This is a genomic window from Cryomorpha ignava (assembly GCF_010686655.1).
Classification (GTDB): domain Bacteria; phylum Bacteroidota; class Bacteroidia; order Flavobacteriales_D; family Cryomorphaceae; genus Cryomorpha; species Cryomorpha ignava.
The window spans coordinates 16,574-36,006 of sequence record NZ_JAAGVY010000005.1 but is presented as its reverse complement, the minus strand read 5'-3'; the positions used below and the strand labels follow the sequence as shown (position 1 = coordinate 36,006).

The 19,433-nt window shown below is 40.6% G+C and carries 17 protein-coding genes; 11 read left to right on the top strand and 6 right to left on the bottom strand.

Translation table 11 applies throughout. The features are described 5' to 3' along the window. Positions 1-64 precede the first annotated feature (64 nt). A complete protein-coding gene (locus G3O08_RS04370; RefSeq protein WP_163283467.1) occupies positions 65-1,375 on the top strand; it encodes a hypothetical protein in 1,311 nt (436 codons plus the stop codon). Positions 1,376-1,384: 9 nt separating this feature from the next. Here G3O08_RS04370 and G3O08_RS04365 read toward each other — a convergent pair whose 3' ends face one another. Then, complete coding sequence (locus tag G3O08_RS04365; protein WP_163283466.1) at positions 1,385-2,338, bottom strand: acetyl-CoA carboxylase carboxyltransferase subunit alpha; 954 nt, start codon at positions 2,336-2,338, stop codon at positions 1,385-1,387. Positions 2,339-2,423: 85 nt separating this feature from the next. Between G3O08_RS04365 and ispE the strand changes: the two genes are divergently transcribed. From ispE to G3O08_RS04350, 3 genes are all read left to right on the top strand, one after another. After that, a complete protein-coding gene (gene ispE, locus G3O08_RS04360; RefSeq protein WP_163283465.1) occupies positions 2,424-3,242 on the top strand; it encodes a 4-(cytidine 5'-diphospho)-2-C-methyl-D-erythritol kinase in 819 nt (272 codons plus the stop codon). Between the two features lie 187 nt (positions 3,243-3,429). Further along, positions 3,430-3,678, top strand: coding sequence for a ribbon-helix-helix protein, CopG family (locus G3O08_RS04355; RefSeq protein WP_163283464.1), 249 nt, complete (start codon positions 3,430-3,432; stop codon positions 3,676-3,678). After that, complete coding sequence (locus G3O08_RS04350) at positions 3,659-4,075, top strand: type II toxin-antitoxin system VapC family toxin (protein WP_163283463.1); 417 nt, start codon at positions 3,659-3,661, stop codon at positions 4,073-4,075. Before G3O08_RS04355 ends, G3O08_RS04350 begins: the two co-directional genes overlap by 20 nt. A gap of 7 nt (positions 4,076-4,082) precedes the next feature. On the opposite strand, the gene G3O08_RS04345 is transcribed toward G3O08_RS04350, so the two are convergent. Further along, positions 4,083-5,162, bottom strand: a complete 1,080-nt coding sequence (locus tag G3O08_RS04345; protein ID WP_163283462.1) for an LptF/LptG family permease — start codon at positions 5,160-5,162, stop codon at positions 4,083-4,085. A 5-nt stretch (positions 5,163-5,167) separates the two neighbouring features. Beyond that, positions 5,168-6,298 (bottom strand): tRNA guanosine(34) transglycosylase Tgt, encoded by a 1,131-nt coding sequence (gene tgt / locus G3O08_RS04340; RefSeq protein WP_163283461.1) that lies wholly within the window; start codon positions 6,296-6,298, stop codon positions 5,168-5,170. 95 nt (positions 6,299-6,393) lie between these two features. Between tgt and G3O08_RS04335 the strand changes: the two genes are divergently transcribed. From G3O08_RS04335 to rsmG, 3 genes are read left to right on the top strand one after another with little or no spacing between them, the layout of a single operon-like run. After that, the gene (locus G3O08_RS04335) at positions 6,394-7,524 is read left to right on the top strand and encodes a glycosyltransferase (protein WP_204336770.1); all 1,131 of its coding nucleotides are present in this window, start codon (positions 6,394-6,396) and stop codon (positions 7,522-7,524) included. Continuing rightward, positions 7,512-8,123, top strand: coding sequence for an RNA polymerase sigma factor (locus G3O08_RS04330; protein WP_163283460.1), 612 nt, complete (start codon positions 7,512-7,514; stop codon positions 8,121-8,123). Before G3O08_RS04335 ends, G3O08_RS04330 begins: the two co-directional genes overlap by 13 nt. Positions 8,124-8,131: 8 nt before the next feature. Further along, positions 8,132-8,743, top strand: a complete 612-nt coding sequence (rsmG, locus tag G3O08_RS04325; protein ID WP_163283459.1) for a 16S rRNA (guanine(527)-N(7))-methyltransferase RsmG — start codon at positions 8,132-8,134, stop codon at positions 8,741-8,743. A 446-nt stretch (positions 8,744-9,189) separates the two neighbouring features. On the opposite strand, the gene G3O08_RS04320 is transcribed toward rsmG, so the two are convergent. Continuing rightward, on the bottom strand, positions 9,190-10,992 hold the full coding sequence (locus G3O08_RS04320) for an ABC transporter ATP-binding protein (RefSeq protein WP_163283458.1): 1,803 nt from the start codon (positions 10,990-10,992) through the stop codon (positions 9,190-9,192). Between the two features lie 149 nt (positions 10,993-11,141). On the opposite strand from G3O08_RS04320, the gene rpmH reads away from it, so the two are divergent. Next, positions 11,142-11,300, top strand: a complete 159-nt coding sequence (gene rpmH / locus G3O08_RS04315) for a 50S ribosomal protein L34 (protein ID WP_163283457.1) — start codon at positions 11,142-11,144, stop codon at positions 11,298-11,300. A 219-nt stretch (positions 11,301-11,519) separates the two neighbouring features. On the opposite strand, the gene G3O08_RS04310 is transcribed toward rpmH, so the two are convergent. Next, positions 11,520-12,368: an alpha/beta fold hydrolase gene (locus G3O08_RS04310; protein WP_163283456.1), complete on the bottom strand. Its 849-nt coding sequence runs from the start codon at positions 12,366-12,368 to the stop codon at positions 11,520-11,522. Positions 12,369-12,491: 123 nt separating this feature from the next. Here G3O08_RS04310 and carB point away from each other — a divergent pair, with 123 nt between their 5' ends. Then, positions 12,492-15,308 (top strand): carbamoyl-phosphate synthase large subunit, encoded by a 2,817-nt coding sequence (gene carB, locus G3O08_RS04305; RefSeq protein WP_163283455.1) that lies wholly within the window; start codon positions 12,492-12,494, stop codon positions 15,306-15,308. Between the two features lie 147 nt (positions 15,309-15,455). Here the strand turns inward: carB and G3O08_RS04300 are convergent, their stop codons facing one another. Next, positions 15,456-16,025, bottom strand: coding sequence for a transposase (locus G3O08_RS04300; protein ID WP_163283454.1), 570 nt, complete (start codon positions 16,023-16,025; stop codon positions 15,456-15,458). 459 nt (positions 16,026-16,484) lie between these two features. Between G3O08_RS04300 and G3O08_RS04295 the strand changes: the two genes are divergently transcribed. Further along, positions 16,485-16,718, top strand: a complete 234-nt coding sequence (locus G3O08_RS04295) for a DUF4834 family protein (RefSeq protein ID WP_163283453.1) — start codon at positions 16,485-16,487, stop codon at positions 16,716-16,718. Between the two features lie 9 nt (positions 16,719-16,727). Beyond that, positions 16,728-19,424, top strand: coding sequence for a YfhO family protein (locus G3O08_RS04290; RefSeq protein ID WP_163283452.1), 2,697 nt, complete (start codon positions 16,728-16,730; stop codon positions 19,422-19,424). The last annotated feature ends 9 nt before the right edge of the window (positions 19,425-19,433 follow it).

Sequence of the window (19,433 nt, the reverse complement as noted above, 5' to 3'; positions counted from 1 at the left end):
AAGATAGTATTATGAAACGGGGCTTTACGATAATATGGTATATTGTGATATGAAAAGTTTTCATTTGAAGTTCTCAACATTTGTTCATACCAGACTTAACTGTCTAATGGTGATCTTGGTAGTTTTTTCGCTTCAGGGGTGTAATGAAAATAAAGACGAAGAATCGCCTCGTGTTATTATTGAATCGCCTTATGAAAACCAAAATTTTTCTACTGTTGATACACTTACTATTTTTGCGAATATTACAGACAATGAGAAAATTAAATCAATTGAGATAAGTCTACTTGATACCGATTACAATGGCCTCGGAATAGCCCGATCATATCAGACATCTGGCAGTCCATTGAATTTTTTGACGGATTTCATTCTCGATGAGCCATTCTTGAATTCGGGAGTGTATAATTTGGCTGTTCGCGCCAATGACGGTGAAAATACCGGATCGGGTTATGTTCAAATTCACCTTACGGCAGTTGAACGTGTTATTGAGAATTATTTGGTTGTAACCAAAAATTCAACCGAGGCAGGAGTGTATCTTGGAAGTGAAATAAATGACTGGCAGGAAAAGGGGGTTTATAGTATTGATTTGAGCGGGGCAGCACTTAATTACCGGCAAAATATTCTGGGACTTGCAGGCGGAGTAATTGGCGATGCTGTATTTTACGAAATTGAAGAATTTGATGTTGTTGCGACAATTCCGGGCTTTGGTGGCAATTCACTGCCTTATTTTTTCGGGTTGGAATTCTCCGCAAAAGCGGAACGATTCTACTTAATGCAACGCGACCCGCAATTACGAATATTGGACAAATATGCCACACCTGTTTCAGCTGCTCAACTCATTCCCAATTTTTTGCCTGAAAAGGTATTTTCAATTGATGACGATATTTTTGTTCTTCAAAAAAGTATTACATCGCCCACGCTACTGATGGGCAGATACGCTTCGTCGGGATTGCTGTTGAATAGTTATACCATGTCGGGGCCGGTTAAAGAAGTGGCCAAAAAGTCGCAATCTGAAACTTATGTATGGGAAGATGGTGCAAACGGAGCTTCAATGCTGATTTTAAACAGTGGAAATAACCTTATGGAAAGCGCATATCTTAGGCAGGGTGAAACACTTCATGCGGCAAAAGAAATTGGAAATGGCTCATTTATAATCTCTACATCAACTGGATTGTACCGATATGATTATAGCGGAGGAACAACGGTGCTCAATACTTTGATAGAAAGTCTGACGGCATTGTATTACGACGACCTTAACGGAATAATATACGGTACTGCGGAAAATAAGCTTTATCAAATTTCTACCACAGGAGTGGTAATCAACACCTATACTTTTGCTGATTCAATTGCCTATTTTGCAGTGAACTACAATAGGTAGTGCAGAAGATTAGCTGATTGAACCCATGGCAGCAAATTTCTCAATTCGCTTTTCTACTCTTTTCGCCGGTGTTAATTTTTTGAGCTTTTCAACATTCGTTAGTATGGCCTCTTTTACATTCTCAAAAGTTGCTTCCGGATCAATGTGCGCACCACCAACCGGCTCTTTAATAATTCCATCTATCAACTTGTTTTTAAGCATGTCTGAAGAAGTAAGTTTTAAAGCATCTGCAGCCTCAATCTTGTGATCCCAATTTCTCCAAAGAATGGTAGAACAATTTTCGGGAGATATTACAGAATACCATGAGTTTTCGAGCATAAGCACTTTGTCGCCAACTCCAATACCTAGCGCACCTCCAGATGCTCCTTCGCCAATAACGATACAAATAATAGGAACTTTGAGTTTGGCCATTTCAAACAAGTTGCGGGCAATGGCTTCACCCTGTCCGCGCTCTTCGGCCTCAAGCCCAGGAAAAGCTCCGGGAGTATCGATTAACGTAATTACCGGCTTGTTAAATTTTTCAGCCATTTTCATCAGGCGCAAAGCCTTGCGATACCCTTCAGGATTTGGCATTCCAAAGTTGCGATACTGACGCATTTTGGTGTTTATTCCTTTTTGCTGACCAATGATCATAAATGACTGACCATCAATTTTACCAAAACCGCCTACCATCGCCTTATCATCGCCCACGGTTCTATCGCCATGAAGCTCAACAAATGTTTCGTTGGTAAGGTACTTTATATAGCTTAAGGTATAAGGTCTCTCGGGATGGCGCGATACCTGCACTCGCTGCCAGGGCGTGAGGTTTTTGTAAATTTCTTCGCGCTTTTGCTTAATCTTTTGCTCTATATCGCGCACCGTTTTGGTGGTATCTACATCGCCTTTTTCTGATATTTCTTTCGCTTTTTCAAGCTGTTCTAATAGCTCGCCGATTGGCTCTTCAAATTCTAATAGTACTGGCATAGAGTTTTGTGAATTAGGACGACAAAATTAAGATTTATTTTGCAACAGGCTTTTTTAATGATGGTTTTGAGTGCATATTTGCCATATGGTGGTATTTCCCAATGCTAAAATTAATCTCGGACTCAATATTACTGAACGCCGTAAAGACGGCTATCACAACCTTTTAAGCGTTTTTTATCCGATTGCTTTATGCGATGTGCTTGAATTTGTAGAAGCAGAAAATAATCTGGATGATGTCCTTACAACCTCCGGATTGCCCATACATGGAAGTGCCGATCAAAACCTTTGCATAAAGGCTTTAAAAGTAATTAGAGAGGTCTATCCAGTCCCTCCTTTGCGTGTTCATTTACACAAAATAATACCCATGGGTGCTGGTTTGGGCGGTGGCTCTGCCGATGGTAGCTTTTTTCTAACTGCCCTCAATACACATTTTAAAATTGGCTTAAGTTCCAATTTTCTCAAAGAGCTTGCTTTGGAATTGGGCAGCGATTGCCCCTTTTTTATTGATAATAAGCCGGTTGCTGTTTCCGGAAGGGGGGACGTGATGAAAAATGTTGATGTAAACCTGAAAGGGAAGTTTATTGTGGTCTTTTTTTCAGATGCGCATATTTCAACAACAAAGGCGTATCAAAATATCGTCGTAAGCGATCCGGAGATCACTCCGAGAGAAATTGTAGAAGGAAAGGAAATATCGAAATGGAGAAAATATTTAACCAATGATTTTGAGCCGTATGCCTTTCGGGTTTTCCCCAGTTTAAATGATCACAAAGAAATATTGTATAACGCTGGAGCGGAGTTTGCGGCTATGACCGGAAGCGGATCGGCAGTGTTTGGGATTTTTGAAACGCGCCCAAGTGATTTTCCCGGATCGGGTAAATTTAATTTTTGGACTGGGCAGTTGTAGTGTTTTTAACCCCAACTAAGCGAAGTGAATAAAGACGTCAAGGTTATACGAAGAGCGCGCAGAGGGAAACCTTCTTTTTTCTTTAGTTCTGAGCACTAAACGAATGAATAAGACTAAATTTAAAAAGGAATTTGCATATGTCATACATAAGTATTACATTTGATTTCAAAAGTTTTATTTAGAAACCATGCTTAGTTTTAGAATTTCACCCAAAACCGAAAAGGAGCTTTCAGAGTACTGCGAGAAAACAGGTACGCCAAAATCGCAAGTTGTTAAAGAAGCTTTAGCTCAATATCTTATTCAAAAGAAAAACAGCCTCGACCCCTATGAGGCCGGTAAAGATCTTTTTGGGCAGGAAGGAAGTGGAGAAGAAAAGAATTCCAAAAACTATAAGTCGATTGTAAAGTCAAAAATAAATGCGAAGCATTCTCATTGATGCCGGGCCGCTCATTGCACTTTTTGATAAAACGGATGCCTGGCATGATAAATCAATTGCCTTCTTAAAAGATTTAAAACGACCGCTTATTACCACCTGGCCGGTGGTTACAGAAGTTTCATATATGCTTAGCTTCAACTTGAAAGCTCAAATGAACTTTCTAGAATGGATTAATCGAGGAGGGCTTGAGATTATTGATATTGAAAGTGGTTATGTTTTTCGGATTATTGAGTTGACCAAGAAATATAATGATGTTCCAATGGATTTAGCAGATGCCACTTTAATAGTTGCGGCAGAAATGACGGGTATAAGGGAAATTGCCAGTATCGACGGTGATTTTTACGTTTATAGAGATATACGCAATCACTATATTCGAAATATTTTTCTCGAAACTTAGCCCAATCCTATTTCTGTGCATTTCTAATGACGAAAATACTGATAATGAAGTAAATGATATTTGGGAGCCAGACAGCCAGAAGAGGGTTGAGTCCCGCATTTGTAGCTGCCACAGTGGTTACTTTCATCGCAAATATATAGGTTATAGCTATCAGAACTCCTATCGCCAGATTGATTCCTATTCCACCACGCTTTTTCCGACTGGCAATAGATACCCCGATGATTGTGAGAATATAAGTGGCAAAAGGATACGATGTTCTTTGATGCTTTTCAATTTCATAATGGACCGTTTTATCCGAGCCTTTTTTTCGTTCTGCGTCAATAAAATCGGTAAGCTCTTTGTAACCCATTGTAGATGCCACACTTATGCGCTGCCCAAAATCTCTGGGTTTTAAAGTAAGCAAAGTATCCATCTTGCGCCCTTGTTCTATCGTTTCTAAGCTATCATCAAAATGACGGATATAGTAATTTTCAATTTCCCATTTCCCGGAAACGGAATCAAAACGCGCCCGATCTGCGAGCAATTTAGATTTTAGTTTTCCATCGGTATCCCATTTCTCAATAGAGAACTTGTATCCAATATTATTAATTGTACTAAACGATTCAAAATATGCGATGGTATTTGGCGCATACTGTCGATGCAGGTTTTTGTCGTTTATTCTAAATTGCTTATTCAGGTATTCTTCTTCAAACTGGAGTCTGGTTTTGTTGGAAATAGGTAGCTGATAATGCGTAAAGTAAAGTGATACTCCGAATAAGATGGTTGCACCAAGGAAATATGGATAAAGAAAGCGTTTGAAAGATACGCCACTGGCAAAAATGGCTACAATCTCTGTGCGCTGCGCCAATTGGCTGGTAAAGAGAAGCACACTTAAAAAGATAACTAGCGAACTAAAAAGGTTTCCGTAATAAAAAACGAAATTGACGTAATAGTTAAAAACGATTTTTAAAAAAGGAGCATCACTTTTAATGAATTTCTCGAGCTTTTCTGAAATATCAAATACAACAGCAATAGACATAAGTACTGCCAGCATAAAAAAGAAAGTTCCAAGAAACTTCTTTACGATATATAGGTCGAGCTTTTTCATTTACCCTAAAGGCGGTAATCGAGTTTTTTTACCATTGTATTTTTCCAGCTCGCAAAGTCGCCTGCAATGATGTGCTTGCGCGCTTCGCCAACGAGCCATAAATAAAAGGCAAGATTGTGAATACTCGCAATTTGCGCTCCTAAAATTTCTTTGCTAATGATCAAATGTCGTAAATATGCTTTAGAGTACCCGCTATCTACATAACTTGTGCCATTAGGGTCAATAGGGCTAAAATCATCCTGCCATTTGGCATTTCTGATGTTAATAATTCCTTCGCTAGTAAAAAGCATCCCGTTTCTGGCATTTCGCGTGGGCATTACGCAGTCAAACATGTCAATACCTAAGGCAATATTTTCCAGAATATTTACCGGAGTGCCCACACCCATAAGGTAGCGTGGCTTGTCTTTTGGTAATATCGCTGTTACCACATCGGTCATAGCGTACATTTCTTCGGCAGGTTCGCCTACAGATAAACCACCAATGGCATTTCCTTCGCGGTTTTGAGAAGCGATGAACTCGGCAGATTGCTTTCGCAAATCAGTGTAGGTGCTCCCTTGTACAATTGGAAATAGCGTTTGGTCATATCCATATTTCGCATCAGTTCCATCAAATCTTTCGCAGCAGCGCTTAAGCCATCGATGGGTGCGCTCCATGCTATTTTTAGCATATTCGTAATCGCAGGGGTAGGGAGTACATTCGTCAAATGCCATGATAATATCGGCACCGATCGTTCGCTGAATATCCATAACACGCTCTGGGGTGAAAAAGAGCTTCATTCCGTCAATATGCGACTTAAAACTCACTCCGCTTTCAGAGATTTTTCTGCTATCGGCAAGCGAATACACCTGATATCCGCCGCTATCTGTTAGCTGCGGACGCGTAAATCCATTGAAGGAGTGCAATCCTCCGGCTTTTTCGAGAATGTCTAAACCGGGGCGCAGATATAAATGGTAGGTATTGCCCAGAATGATCTGCGCCTTAATGTCCTCTATAAGTTCGTGTTTGTGAACGGCTTTTACGGCTGCCGCCGTTCCCACCGGCATAAAAATAGGGGTTTCAATCGTTCCGTGATCAGTGGTAACAAGGCCTGCACGGGCATTCGACTTCGGGTCTGTGGCTTCTAATTTAAACTTCAATGGATGTTGTAAACTTTGTTGAAAAATTAAAACGGCTGCAAAGATAAGAGTAATTGAATAAGACGGCGGTTGTTCTACCTTTACGGCGGTAAATTATGGAAGTATTTTTAAATCAGGATATGCTGATAACCATTATGGAGGTAATATTTGTAGCAGCTGCTGCAATACAATTATTTTTTTACCTCTACTTTTATTTGCAGGTTGCGACTTATCGTCGAAAAGAGGGGAAGGCCCACACACCGCCCGTGAGCGTGATAATTGCAGCCAGAAATGAATACGATAATCTGGCGGCGCATTTGCCATCTATCTTAGAGCAAGACTATCCCAACTTTGAAGTTGTGGTTGTAAATGATGGATCCTGGGATGAAACAGAAATATTACTTGAAGAATTTCAAAAGCGATACAGCAATTTGAAAGTGGTTATCAGACCAGCGAATGATTACCACGATGCCGGCAAGAAATTGGCTATTACTCTGGGAATAAAAGGAGCCAAGCACGAGAGATTGCTCTTTACAGATGCCGATTGCCGCCCTGTTTCCAGACAATGGATACAATCAATGATTGCAGAGGCACAAGGCGATACATTGGTTTTGGGGTATAGTCCTTATTCAAAAACGAAAGGATTTTTAAATCGAATAATTCGGGCTGATGCTTATTTAACGGCAATGAACTATATGGGATTTGCCCTTGCGGGAATACCGTATATGGGTGTTGGCCGAAATTTGTCGTATTCAAAGACCAGTTTTTTTAAAATAGGAGGGTTTAAAAAGCATTATAGTATTGCTTCGGGCGATGATGATTTGTTTGTGAATGAAGTAGCAAATAAGACAAATACAGTTGTTTGTCTCGAAAAAAATGGCGTTGTGGAGAGTCTTCCCGAAGCGAAATGGAAGTTTTTTTGGCGTCAAAAGCGCCGTCATTTATATACGGGGCGAAGATATAAGCGTATTCATAAATTGCTATTGGTGCTTCAACCTATTAGTTATCTGATGTTTACAGCTTCGGCTGTGGTGCTGCTTGTTTTCCACAAATGGTTGTATATTGTTATAATGACACTAAGCTTTCGTGTGTTGTTACAATTCTTTATTTTTAGGCGATCATCTCAGAGGCTTGGGCAGACCGATTTATTGATTTTTATTCCGCTGCTTGAGTTCTTTGTTGTAATGATGAATGGATTTATTCATATTGCCAACGCATTTGCAAAACCCAATAAATGGAAGAACTAGTTTCCAAATTATCACCAAAAGCACAAAAAGATTATAAGCTGGTAGTTCTCGCACTCGAAGGCCAACAAAGTGCTTACGCCGAATTGATGGAACGATACCGCGAGAGTATCTACTACATGCTGCTCAAAATGGTAAATAACACCGACGATGCAGACGATTTGACAATAGAAGCTTTTGGAAAAGCCTTTAAGCGACTTTCGCAATACCATCCCAGTTATGCATTTAGTACGTGGATGTTTAAAATAGCTTCAAATAATTGTATCGATTTTATTAGAAGAGAGCGTAAAAAGCGCACCATGTCAATAGACACTGGTATTACCAACGACGATGGCGACAGCGTAACTTTCGATATAGAATCTGATGGCCGCGATCCTGAAGAGGAGCTTATACGCGATCAAAAAATGGAAGCTATGCGCGAAGTGGTTATGAAGCTAAAGCCGCGTTACCGCGAATTGGTTATCCTAAGATATTTTAAAGAATACTCTTACGATGAGATTGCTCAAGAGCTTGATCTGCCCCTCGGAACGGTTAAGGCACAGCTTTTTAGGGCTCGCGAGTTTCTGGCTAATATGATGAAGAATACCAAAGAATCTATTTGATTCTGAATATGGACAATAGTCTTTCAACCTATTTTCCCGACTTAAATCAGGAGCAAAAAGAGCGATTTGCCGCTTTAAAACCACTGTACGAAGAGTGGAATGCTCAAATAAATGTGATAAGCCGAAAGGATATGGATCACTTTTACGAGCGCCACGTGCTGCATTCGCTTGCATTGGCCCTTTACTGGAAGCCAAAACCGGAAGCGAAGGCAATTGATATTGGCACCGGTGGCGGATTTCCCGGAATACCTTTGGCCATTCTCTATCCCGAAGTAAACTTTTTGCTTGTCGATTCCATCGGAAAAAAGATAAAAGTCGTCAACGAAGTTGCTGCTGCTTTGGGTCTCAAAAATGTAACCGCCATTCAAGAACGTGCAGAAAATATACCCGGAAAATTTGATGCCGTGCTCACCAGAGCCGTTTCTCGATTGAACGTTTTGATCCCTTATTGCATAAATGGCAAAATGAAAGCTAAAACACTTTGGTGTTTAAAAGGTGGCGACCTTCGTGAAGAAGTAGAAGAAATTGATCGGTATCCGTCAGTAGTTTATAAGCTTGGCCAGAAAATTCCCGGAGAGTTTTTTGAGACTAAGCAGGTTGTTTTTGTGCAGCTGGGTTGAGGTTTCTAATGGGAGTTAAGTTTCCCTCTTTATATGATCATCATGTAAAGGATATCCGCAGAGCTCGCCAAAGTTCGCTAGGGGTTGTATGTCGATTTGATGTTTTTATCCGCTATAGAACTATTTATTTTCTTTGGTGATTTATAGAATACATCAAAGGTTAATAAGCTTTTGAATCCAGAAATTATGAATATCTTCTTAATAAACTTAGCGAAGTAAACCTAGGATTACACCCTATCGCGTGATCTCAATTCGGTCAAAGGTTGAAAGATAATTTTATACCCATGGGTATAATACCAGTGAGTATAAAGTGGCCTGATTAATAATTAAAGAAAGGTATTAACCGCGATAGAATCTATCGCAAAAAGCAATATCACGTTTGTGCAAAGCAGACAAGCATTTTCTCCAACAAATTCTCACTCGAGACTAGCGACTCGAGACTAAAATCACGCCTCCACACTCTGCATGCGCTGCAATTTTCTATAAAGTCCGGCATCAAGTGCAAGAAGTTCTTCGTGATTTCCTGATTCGATAATCTTTCCATCTTCGAGTACTACAATTTTATCGGCATTGCGAATGGTGCTGAATCGGTGGGCAATAACTACGCTTGTGCGGCCTTTCATAAGGTCTTCGAGCGCTTGCTGTACAAGCTGTTCGCTTTCGCTATCAAGCGATGATGTAGCCTCATCGAGAATAAGAATTGCCGGATCGCGCAACACGGCTCGGGCTATTGCGATACGCTGACGCTGTCCGCCGCTAAGCTGCACGCCTCGCTCACCCACAAGGGTTTCAAATTCTTCCGGAAAGGACGTGATGAATACAAAAGCATTGGCTTTTTTCGCTGCTTCGATTATTTCATCATCACTGGCGCCGGGACGGCCATAAGCGATGTTTTCTTTAATAGTGCCATTGAAAAGCAATACTTCTTGTGGCACCAGGGCAAATTGCGATCGGTATTCTGTTAAGTCATACGACGCTGCATCTTTGCCATCAATCAATATTTCTCCACTTACCGGATTGTAAAACCGCAGCAAAAGCGAAGTGATCGTTGATTTCCCGGCTCCCGAGGGGCCTACAATGGCGAGCTGCTCTCCGGAATTAATGTTGAAGCTAATATCTTTCAGCACAGGCACATCGCTACGCGTTTCGTAAGTAAAGGCTACATTTTTGAAAGCAATATCGCCTCGGAAATGCTTTTTAGAATGACTTAACGCCTCTTTGGTTCCTTCATCATCTTGCTCAATGATCTCCATTAGATTTTCTGTTGCCCCAATGGCCTTTTGGATGTTAGCGTACAAATCTGGTAAGCTACCAATGGATGCACCCAAAAATATGGTGTACATAATGAAAGCTATGAATGACGATTGTGGCAACCCACCATCTTGCGTAAGCAAAACTCCTTGCCAAATAACAAATACAATAGAGCCGAACATACATAGGATAATGAATGATACGAATAGTCCGCGCCACACTGCCCCCTTAATGGCCAGGCTTTTTATTTCATCTACTACAACTTTGTATCGTGCAAGCTCAAAAAATTCATTCGTAAAAGCCTTTACATTCTGAATTCCCTGAAGTGCTTCTTCCAAAATTCCGTTTGATCTGGCTGCGGCGTCTTGTGTTCTTTTGGAAATTTTTCGGATAAATCGTCCGAAGAAAACGGCTAAAATAGCTACGACCGGAATAACGCTAAGCATGATAAGTGCCAGTTTCGGCGAAAGCCATATTAAGGCTGCAATACCAACAATGATGGTGATTATTTGACGTACAAATTCAGCTATCGTAGTTGTGAAAGTGGTTTGCAATTGATTGATATCTGTAGCTATGCGGCTGGTTAGCTCACCTACTTTATTATTATTGTAAAATGTAAGGGGCGCCATTAGCAATTTTGAGAAGGCATCTTTTCTAATGTCGCGAAGGGTGTATTCTGTAACGCGTGTAAAAAGCAGAATTCTAAAAAAGGAGAAAATTGCCTGGCTGGTAAACACAATCATAAGGGCTATGATTATTGTGTCGAGTGAATCGAACTTGAGCAGACTTTCTGCCGTTTCGGTGGGTGTAGCGGTGTCCTGACCAATAAGTTGCCCCAGAAAATATGGGAAAAGCAGAGCGGTAAGACTGCTGAGAATTAAAAAGATAAATCCAACAGTGAATATGCCGCTATAAGGCTTTATGTATTTAAAAACTCGAGTTGCTTCTTTAAGAGATGGCTTTTTTTTCGCAGAATCATTCTCTTTCTCTTTTGCCATGGTGTAATTTTGGGCAAAGGTAAGCACCTATTTCTAAAGGCAGTGTCATAGTTTTGTAGAATTATGAATAAAGTTTTTGCAGAACAATAAAAAAGTCTATTTTTGCACTCCGTTTTTAGCGAGTTTTATAACGCGAAACAATAAGTATTATGAAAAGAACATTCCAGCCTTCAAACAGAAAGCGACGTAATAAGCACGGATTCCGCGAACGTATGGCATCAGCCACCGGCCGGGCAGTATTGGCATCTCGCCGTAAAAAAGGACGTAAGAAACTTACGGTATCTGATAATAAACTGCACAAGCGCTAAGATTTTCAGAGCTTTAACGCATTCAGCCGCCTTGTCTTTATGATAGGTCGGCTTTTTTTGTTGGATGAGAATTTTAAGAGTTAAATAAGGATATTCAGATAAGTTAACTGTGAAAATTGGGAAATGTATTCCCGATTTTCACGGTTTATATACAAATATGGGTTTTTATAACTTGAAATCCGAAATATCCGGTTTTCCTTGATATATGAGCATAAGTCGTTACTCCGGCATCCTCATCAACCTCTTTTCTTCAATCGTTTTCGCAATTTGCGGTGTAAGCATTACATGCCCACTGTCAAGAATATGCACCTTAAGTTCTGGAAAAGCCTTTTTCAATCGCTTTGCATTTTTAATAGGAATTATCCGGTCATGTTTTCCCATAAATAAGTCTACAGTAATTCCATGTCCCGAAAGGACAACCCCAAGAATATTCATTTTGGGTTCTATTTTTCGCAAAAAAGTCCAGACATTATAAACCTGCCATTGCATTTCGGAAGATTTGATGTGGGCAAGCACAAATATTTTTCGCTTTTCGCTTATAAGTCCGATTCGAAAAACAAAGTCGAGCATTTTTAAAAAGAAAGTATTATGTTTAATAAAGTATCTGAATAGAGCCCTGCCGGGCGCTGAAAAACTTAGCAAGGCATACCAGCTGTTTACTATCAAACCATCTGGTGCGAAGAGATACATCCCACCAATTTTTTCAGGCATTATTTCGGCTAGCTTTAAAGCAATGCGTCCACCCAGACTATATCCCATCAGCCATGCCTTATCGGCTTCGATATATTTCAAAAATTCTTCAAAACAAGTTTTCAACTCTTCAGGTTGAAATGGCCCTTTATCCGGCTCGCGATCGCCGATGGAGGTACTTTCGTGAAAGAAAACATCAAAAGCGTAAACGGTGAATTCCTCATGTAGATTTTTGGTGAAAGATGCGTAATCGCGGTGGCTACGGCTAAATCCGTGAAATGCAAGCAGGGGAGTTTTACCCGTTCCCCAAGTGGCGTATTGCATAGATATTCCACCGCTGTGGAAAAGTTGAAGATTTACCTTGGTGGAATTTGACATCTTACTGGAAAAAACAATTACTTTTGCAGACTAAATGAAGCAAATTTACGGCACATTTAGTCATTCGCTGCATAACCACTTGGTTTTTTGCTCACTCCCTTTTTTCAAATCTAAAAATTTTACATGCCACGAGATACTAGCATCAAATCGGTACTGATAATCGGTAGCGGACCTATTGTAATAGGACAAGCCTGCGAATTTGATTATTCGGGGTCGCAAGCCGCCCGCTCTCTTCGCGAAGAAGGAATTGAGGTTACCCTGATAAATTCAAACCCGGCTACGATTATGACCGATAAGGTAATAGCCGACAATATTTATCTAAAACCACTTGAGCCGGAGTACATTAAAGAAATTCTTCAAGAGCATGATATTGATGCTGTATTGCCTACAATGGGTGGTCAAACGGCTCTAAATCTCGCTATAAAATGCGATGAGTTAGGCATCTGGAAGGAGTTTGGCGTCCGCATGATCGGTGTAGATATTCACGCTATAGATGTAACCGAAAACCGCGAGGCTTTCAGAAAGCTGATGGAAGAAATCGATATCCCGATGGCTCCTCAAGCTACCGCAAACTCATTCCTTGAAGGAAAAGAAATAGCACAAAAATTTGGTTTTCCATTGTGTATTCGCTCAAGCTATACCCTTGGTGGGGCAGGAGCCGGAATCGTTCACAACCAAAAAGATTTTGATGCATTGCTTACGCGCGGCTTGCATGTATCACCTATTCACGAGGTAATGATCGATAAGGCAATGCTGGGCTGGAAAGAATTTGAGCTTGAACTGCTGCGCGACCACAATGATAATGTGGTGATTATCTGTTCTGTAGAAAATATGGACCCCATGGGAATCCACACTGGCGATAGTATTACTGTAGCTCCGGCCATGACGCTAAGCGATCGCACGTATCAAAAAATGCGCGATATGGCATTTAAAATGATGCGGTCTATTGGAAATTTTGCCGGCGGTTGCAACGTGCAGTTTGCGGTAAGCCCCGATGAGAAAGAAGATATTATCGCCATTGAAATAAATCCAAGGGTTTCACGCTCTTCGGCTTTGGCTTCAAAAGCCACGGGATATCCCATTGCAAAAGTTGCGGCCAAACTTGCCATTGGTTACCATCTTGATGAGCTGAAAAACCAAATCACGAAAACTACTTCTGCCTTTTTTGAGCCCACGCTCGATTATGTCATTGTAAAAATTCCGAGATGGAACTTTGATAAATTTAAAGATTCTGATCGCACACTGGGTTTGCAAATGAAATCGGTGGGTGAAGTAATGGGCATTGGTCGCTCGTTTCAGGAGGCCATCCAAAAAGCCTGTCAATCGCTTGAAATTAAGCGGAATGGCCTTGGCGCAGATGGGAAAGAATTGCGCGATCAGGAAAAGATATTGCACAGTCTCGAGCACGCTAGCTGGAACAGACTATTCCATATTTACGATGCCATTAAACTGGGTATTCCATTTAAAACCATCCACGAAAAAACCAAAATTGATTATTGGTTTTTGAAGCAAATTGAAGATCTTATTCTTTTTGAGAAAAAAGTTGAAGTGCATACCCTCGATACACTGCCTCGTGATATTCTATTTGAGGCCAAGCAAAAAGGCTACGCTGATAGACAAGTGGCGCACTTACTACGCTGCCTGGAAAGCGAGGTCTTCAAAAAACGAAATGAAATGGGAATCAACCGGGTTTACAAACTGGTAGATACTTGTGCCGCAGAATTTGAAGCCCAAACTCCTTATTACTACAGCACTTTTGATGAAGAAAATGAATCGGAAGTAAGCGATAAAAAGAAGGTAATTGTGCTCGGCTCGGGGCCAAACCGCATTGGTCAGGGCATTGAATTTGATTATTGTTGTGTGCACGGGGTGCTTGCTGCCAAAGAGTGCGGGTATGAAACAATAATGATCAATTGCAACCCCGAAACAGTTTCAACCGACTTTGATACAGCCGATAAGCTATATTTTGAGCCGGTTTTCTGGGAGCATATTTACGATATAATTTTGCACGAAAAGCCTGAAGGTGTAATTGTGCAGCTCGGCGGTCAGACGGCTCTAAAGCTTGCAGAGAAGCTTAGCCGGTATGGCATTAAAGTTATTGGCACGAGCTACGAAGCACTTGATTTGGCCGAAGACCGAGGTAGTTTTTCTCGCTTGTTGAAAGAGCACAATATTCCTTATCCAAAATTTGGCGTAGTTGACAATGCCGAGCAATCGCTTGAACTTGCAGATGAGTTGGGCTTTCCACTTTTAGTTCGTCCTTCTTACGTGCTTGGTGGTCAGCAAATGAAAATCGTTATTAATAAGGAAGAGCTCGAAACGCATGTAATCGATATTCTCCATGATATGCCGGGCAACAAAATTCTGCTCGATCATTTCTTAAGCGGAGCTATCGAAGCAGAAGCAGATGCGATTTGCGATGGCGAAGATGTTTACATAATCGGTATTATGCAACATATTGAGCCAGCCGGAATTCACTCTGGAGACTCGTACGCTGTATTACCTCCATACAATTTGGGCGATTTGATTATTGAGCAGATAGAAACAATCGTTCGTAAGGTTGCGGTAGAGTTAAAAACTGTTGGTTTAATCAATGTGCAGTTTGCCATAAAAGACGATGTGGTGTATGTAATAGAAGCCAATCCACGCGCTTCTCGCACCGTTCCGTTTATCGCGAAAGCGTACGACGAGCCCTATGTAAACTACGCCACCAAAGTAATGTTAGGCGAGAAGAAGGTAAAGGATTTTAATTTCAATCCCAAAAAATCGGGCTACGCCATTAAAATTCCTGTTTTCTCTTTTGATAAATTTCCAAATGTGAATAAGGAGCTTGGCCCAGAAATGAAATCTACCGGCGAGGCTATTTATTTTATAGACAGCCTGATGGATCCGTTTTTTAGAAAAATTTATAGTGAGAGGAATTTGTATTTGAGTAGGTAGGGTAACGATAATTTTAAATTTGTACACGATCAGACCTCAAAGGTTTTTAAAACCTTTGGGGTCTTAATTGCTTCTAACTTGGGGCAGGGATCTCAAAACGCAGAGCAATCTAAATCTGTGGGGTCTTAATTCAAATTAAATTACGAATTATTCAAGTAAAAATGTCTCATCTAAATTATCCATTAAATCTTGTCTATATTGATGACAATAAATGAAGTTGTCTAAATCTTCGAATAGATTTATTATTTCTGTACGTTTCAATTCAGAATGCTTACTTGAAATTAGTGCCCTATAAGATGAGTGTGGATAGCCTCGGTAATCTGTTGTAAAACCGTGATGTTTTGGATTTAAATGGACATAAAGAATCATTGCTCTCAAGTAATCTTCATTTGTGATTCTTTTTCTTGGAAAGCGAGTTTGAAAGAGGCTTCCTGATCTATCATAGGTTTTGTTAATTGCTTTTGCGAATGAATTGAACAAATTTGAAATTCCTTGGGATATTTTGTTTTCGTCTTGTATCGACTTAGTTATGAGAACGATATGAAAATGATTTTTTAGTAGGCAATAGGCGTAGATATCAGCGATCGGTGTTACATGTTTCTTCATCAAACCTAAGAAGTAGGAATAGTTTTTTTCTTCAATGAAAATATTTTCTCCGTTATTACCTCGGTTATAGATATGATAAAACTGATCGCTTATTATTGGTTCGTATTTCATGAAGCTTGAGGTTTTTGCTAATCCAATATCTATGAATGTTTACAAGTTATGGATTAATAATTAAATTTATTCTGGTGTTGAACGGGGGTATGAAGATTAGGCTTTAAACGTTGCCAAACGTCTTCAAAGATCCCAAAGCTTTTTAAACTTACGATCTTTTGGGAGTCCGTATGTAGCGAAGCGTTATCTTTAACGCCTTTAAAAAACAAACACTGCTGAAAAAATCTATGGGGTCTACCTTCTATATTGATTTTTCGTTACGCTCATCTCAGTTTACTTATAAAGACCCCAAAGGTCGCCAAGACCTTTGAGGTCGGCATGCGATTTAATTTATTCAAATTAACATTTACCAATTTTTCGCACCCAAAACCACAATACTAAAACCAAAGTCGTTTTCAATTATATGAATAAAACTATCTTTGGGGCTTACTTGAAATTAACAAATCGAGATTTACAATTGTGATACGTGCATTAGCTATAATAATACTACTTTACCTCGCAGTACGATTCCTTAGTCGGATATTTATGCCGTCTAAGTCTAAAGCAAATCAGCAGAGTCGATACAATCAGGCACAGCCAGCCGATAACCGTAAGGACGGCGAAGTGCGCATTGAGTACACCGATCCCGAAAAGGCAAAGCGTCGCAAAGACAGCGGCGAAGGGGAGTACGTTGACTTTGAAGAACTGGATTAAACTACCCATATGAGCCAAATTTTCCGAAAAATTCTTCCACATTTAATTGTCATTGCGGCATTTGTGGGCATTAGCGCTATTTATTTTTATCCCGCCTTTACAGGAAATCAACTCAAGCAAGGAGATATTACACACTTCCGTGGTATGTCGCAGGAGATTTCAGAGTACCGTAGAATGTTTGGTGAAGAGCCGTTGTGGACAAATTCTATGTTTGCAGGAATGCCTGCTTATCAAATTTCTGTCCTTTATCCCAATGATATTTTAAGGTTTGTAGATCAAGTCATAACACTGGGTTTACCGGTTCCGGTCAAGTATTTGTTCTTGTACATGGTTGGGTTTTATTTGCTTTTGCTTGCCTTTCGGCTAAAACCCGGACTGGCAGCAGTGGGTGCACTGGCATTCGCTTTTTCATCTTATTTTATCATAATCATAGAAGCAGGTCACAATTCCAAGGCGCACGCCATTGGCTATCTCGCTCCAGTTTTGGCCGGAATTATATGGACCTTTCGCGGAAAATTTCTGCTGGGAGCTGCAGTAACGGCCTTTTTTGTCGCTCTGCAGGTACATGCCAATCACGTTCAAATTACTTACTATTTCGGAATCTTGGTGGCATTTTATGCTCTGGCAAGATTAATTAACGCCTTTCGGCAAAAGGCAGTGCCACAGTTTGTTAAGGCCTCTGCGTTTTTGATAGTTGCCGGTGCAATAGGCGTTTTGGCAAATTCTAATATTCTATGGAATACCTATAATTATAGCAAGGCAACAACCCGAGGAACATCTGAATTGACAATTAATCCCGACGGGTCGTCTAATCAAAGCAATGTTACTGCCGGATTAGATCGCGATTACGTAACCCAGTGGAGTTATGGAATTGGTGAAACATTTTCTCTTCTTATTCCTAATGCCCACGGCGGTGAATCGGGTGCATTGATTGACGAGAATACGCAGAAGGAGAATCCGCAATTGTACAACGATTTGGCGCGTGGCTATCAGGCTACCAATGTCTTTCCAAATACGTATTGGGGCGATCAACCGTTTACTTCGGGGCCTGTGTATGTTGGTGCATTGATCGTTTTGCTCTTTTTGCTCGGTGCTTTTTTTATTCAGGGTCCTATAAAATGGGCTTTGGTGGCAACCGCTATCCTCACCATTATGCTTGCATGGGGAAAGAACTTTATGGGCTTAACTGATTTTTTTCTGGATTACATTCCCGGGTATCACAAGTTTAGGGCGGTAACCATTATTCTTTCAATAACTGAATTGGTGTTCCCACTTCTCGGATTTTTATTCCTGAAAAAGGTGTATCAGGAACCTGACTTTTTGATCACCCGGAAAAAGAAATTTCTAGCTGTTTCCGGCGCACTTGTGGGATTATTGCTTTTACTTCTGGCGATACCTGACACTTTTTTCAGCTTCTTAAGCTCTAATGAATCAAATGCTTTTAATGCTGCTATCGGAGGCAATGCGGGTGTAGATGTACTCAATTATGCCGAAGCCTTGAAAGCTCAGCGCATAGCTAATTTTAGAGGAGATACTTTTAGATCTCTGGCATTTGTTCTTTTGGGCATTAGCCTTATTTGGGCTTTCGCCAATAGAAAATTGAAAACGCCTATTTTGATAGGAGCGCTTGCGTTGCTGGTCATTATTGATCTCTGGTCGGTTGATAAGCGGTATTTGAACAACGAGAAAGTACGGGGCAAGTTTGTGCAATGGCAGCCAAAAGAAGATGCGAAATCAGCGTATCTTGCTACGCCCGCCGATCTGGAAATTCTAAAACGGGAGGAACAGAATAATCCGCGATTGACAGATGAAATTAACGGAGCGGTAAGTGCTTTCAAAACCGAGCAGAAAACCAAAGGCAAGTCTGATCTAAACCAAATCAACGACGTAAAATTTGCGGCCTTGCGATTCAATACAGATTATAGAGTCTTGCCGCTGCAAGGTACTTTTCAAGATGCGCGCACTGCTTATTTCCATAAGTCTATTGGTGGTTATCACGGTGCTAAGCTCAAGCGCATTCAGGAGGTATATGATTTTTATATCGCTCCCGAAATGTCTGCGATTATAAATGCTTTGCAAAATGACCCAACAGTAGATAATGTAAATAGGGTGCTTCGCAATAATTCGGTTTTGAATATGCTCAACACCAAGTATATCATTTACAACAATGATGCACCTCCAATGGAAAATCCATTTGCACTAGGGAGCGCCTGGTTTGTAGAAGATTTGGTGAAGGTGTCTGATGCCGATCAGGAAATTCAAGAGCTTGGCGATATAGATATTCGGACAGAAGCAGTTGTAGATGAGCGTTTTGCCGATGAGCTAAGCGGTTTCTCTTATCAGGAAGCAGCTGATGCACAGATAGCGGTAGAAACTCATTTGCCAAACTACATAAAGTATCTGTATGAGTCGCCTGTTCCGCAGGCCACAATCTTTTCAGAAATGTACTACGCCGATGGCTGGAATGCTTATTTGGATGGTAAGAAAGTAGATTATTTCAGAGCAAATTATCTATTGCGGGCTATGATTATTCCCGAAGGAGTTCATACTATAGAGTTTAAGTTTATGCCACAATCTTTTGCTACTGCAAATATTGTCAGCAGCATTTTTACAGTTGCTGTTTTATTATTGCTTGTCTTTGGTTTTTGGAGCGAACGAAGAAATATGAAGTCGGATGAAGTTTGGCCCGAAGCGGTGGAAAGCTGACCCAAACTC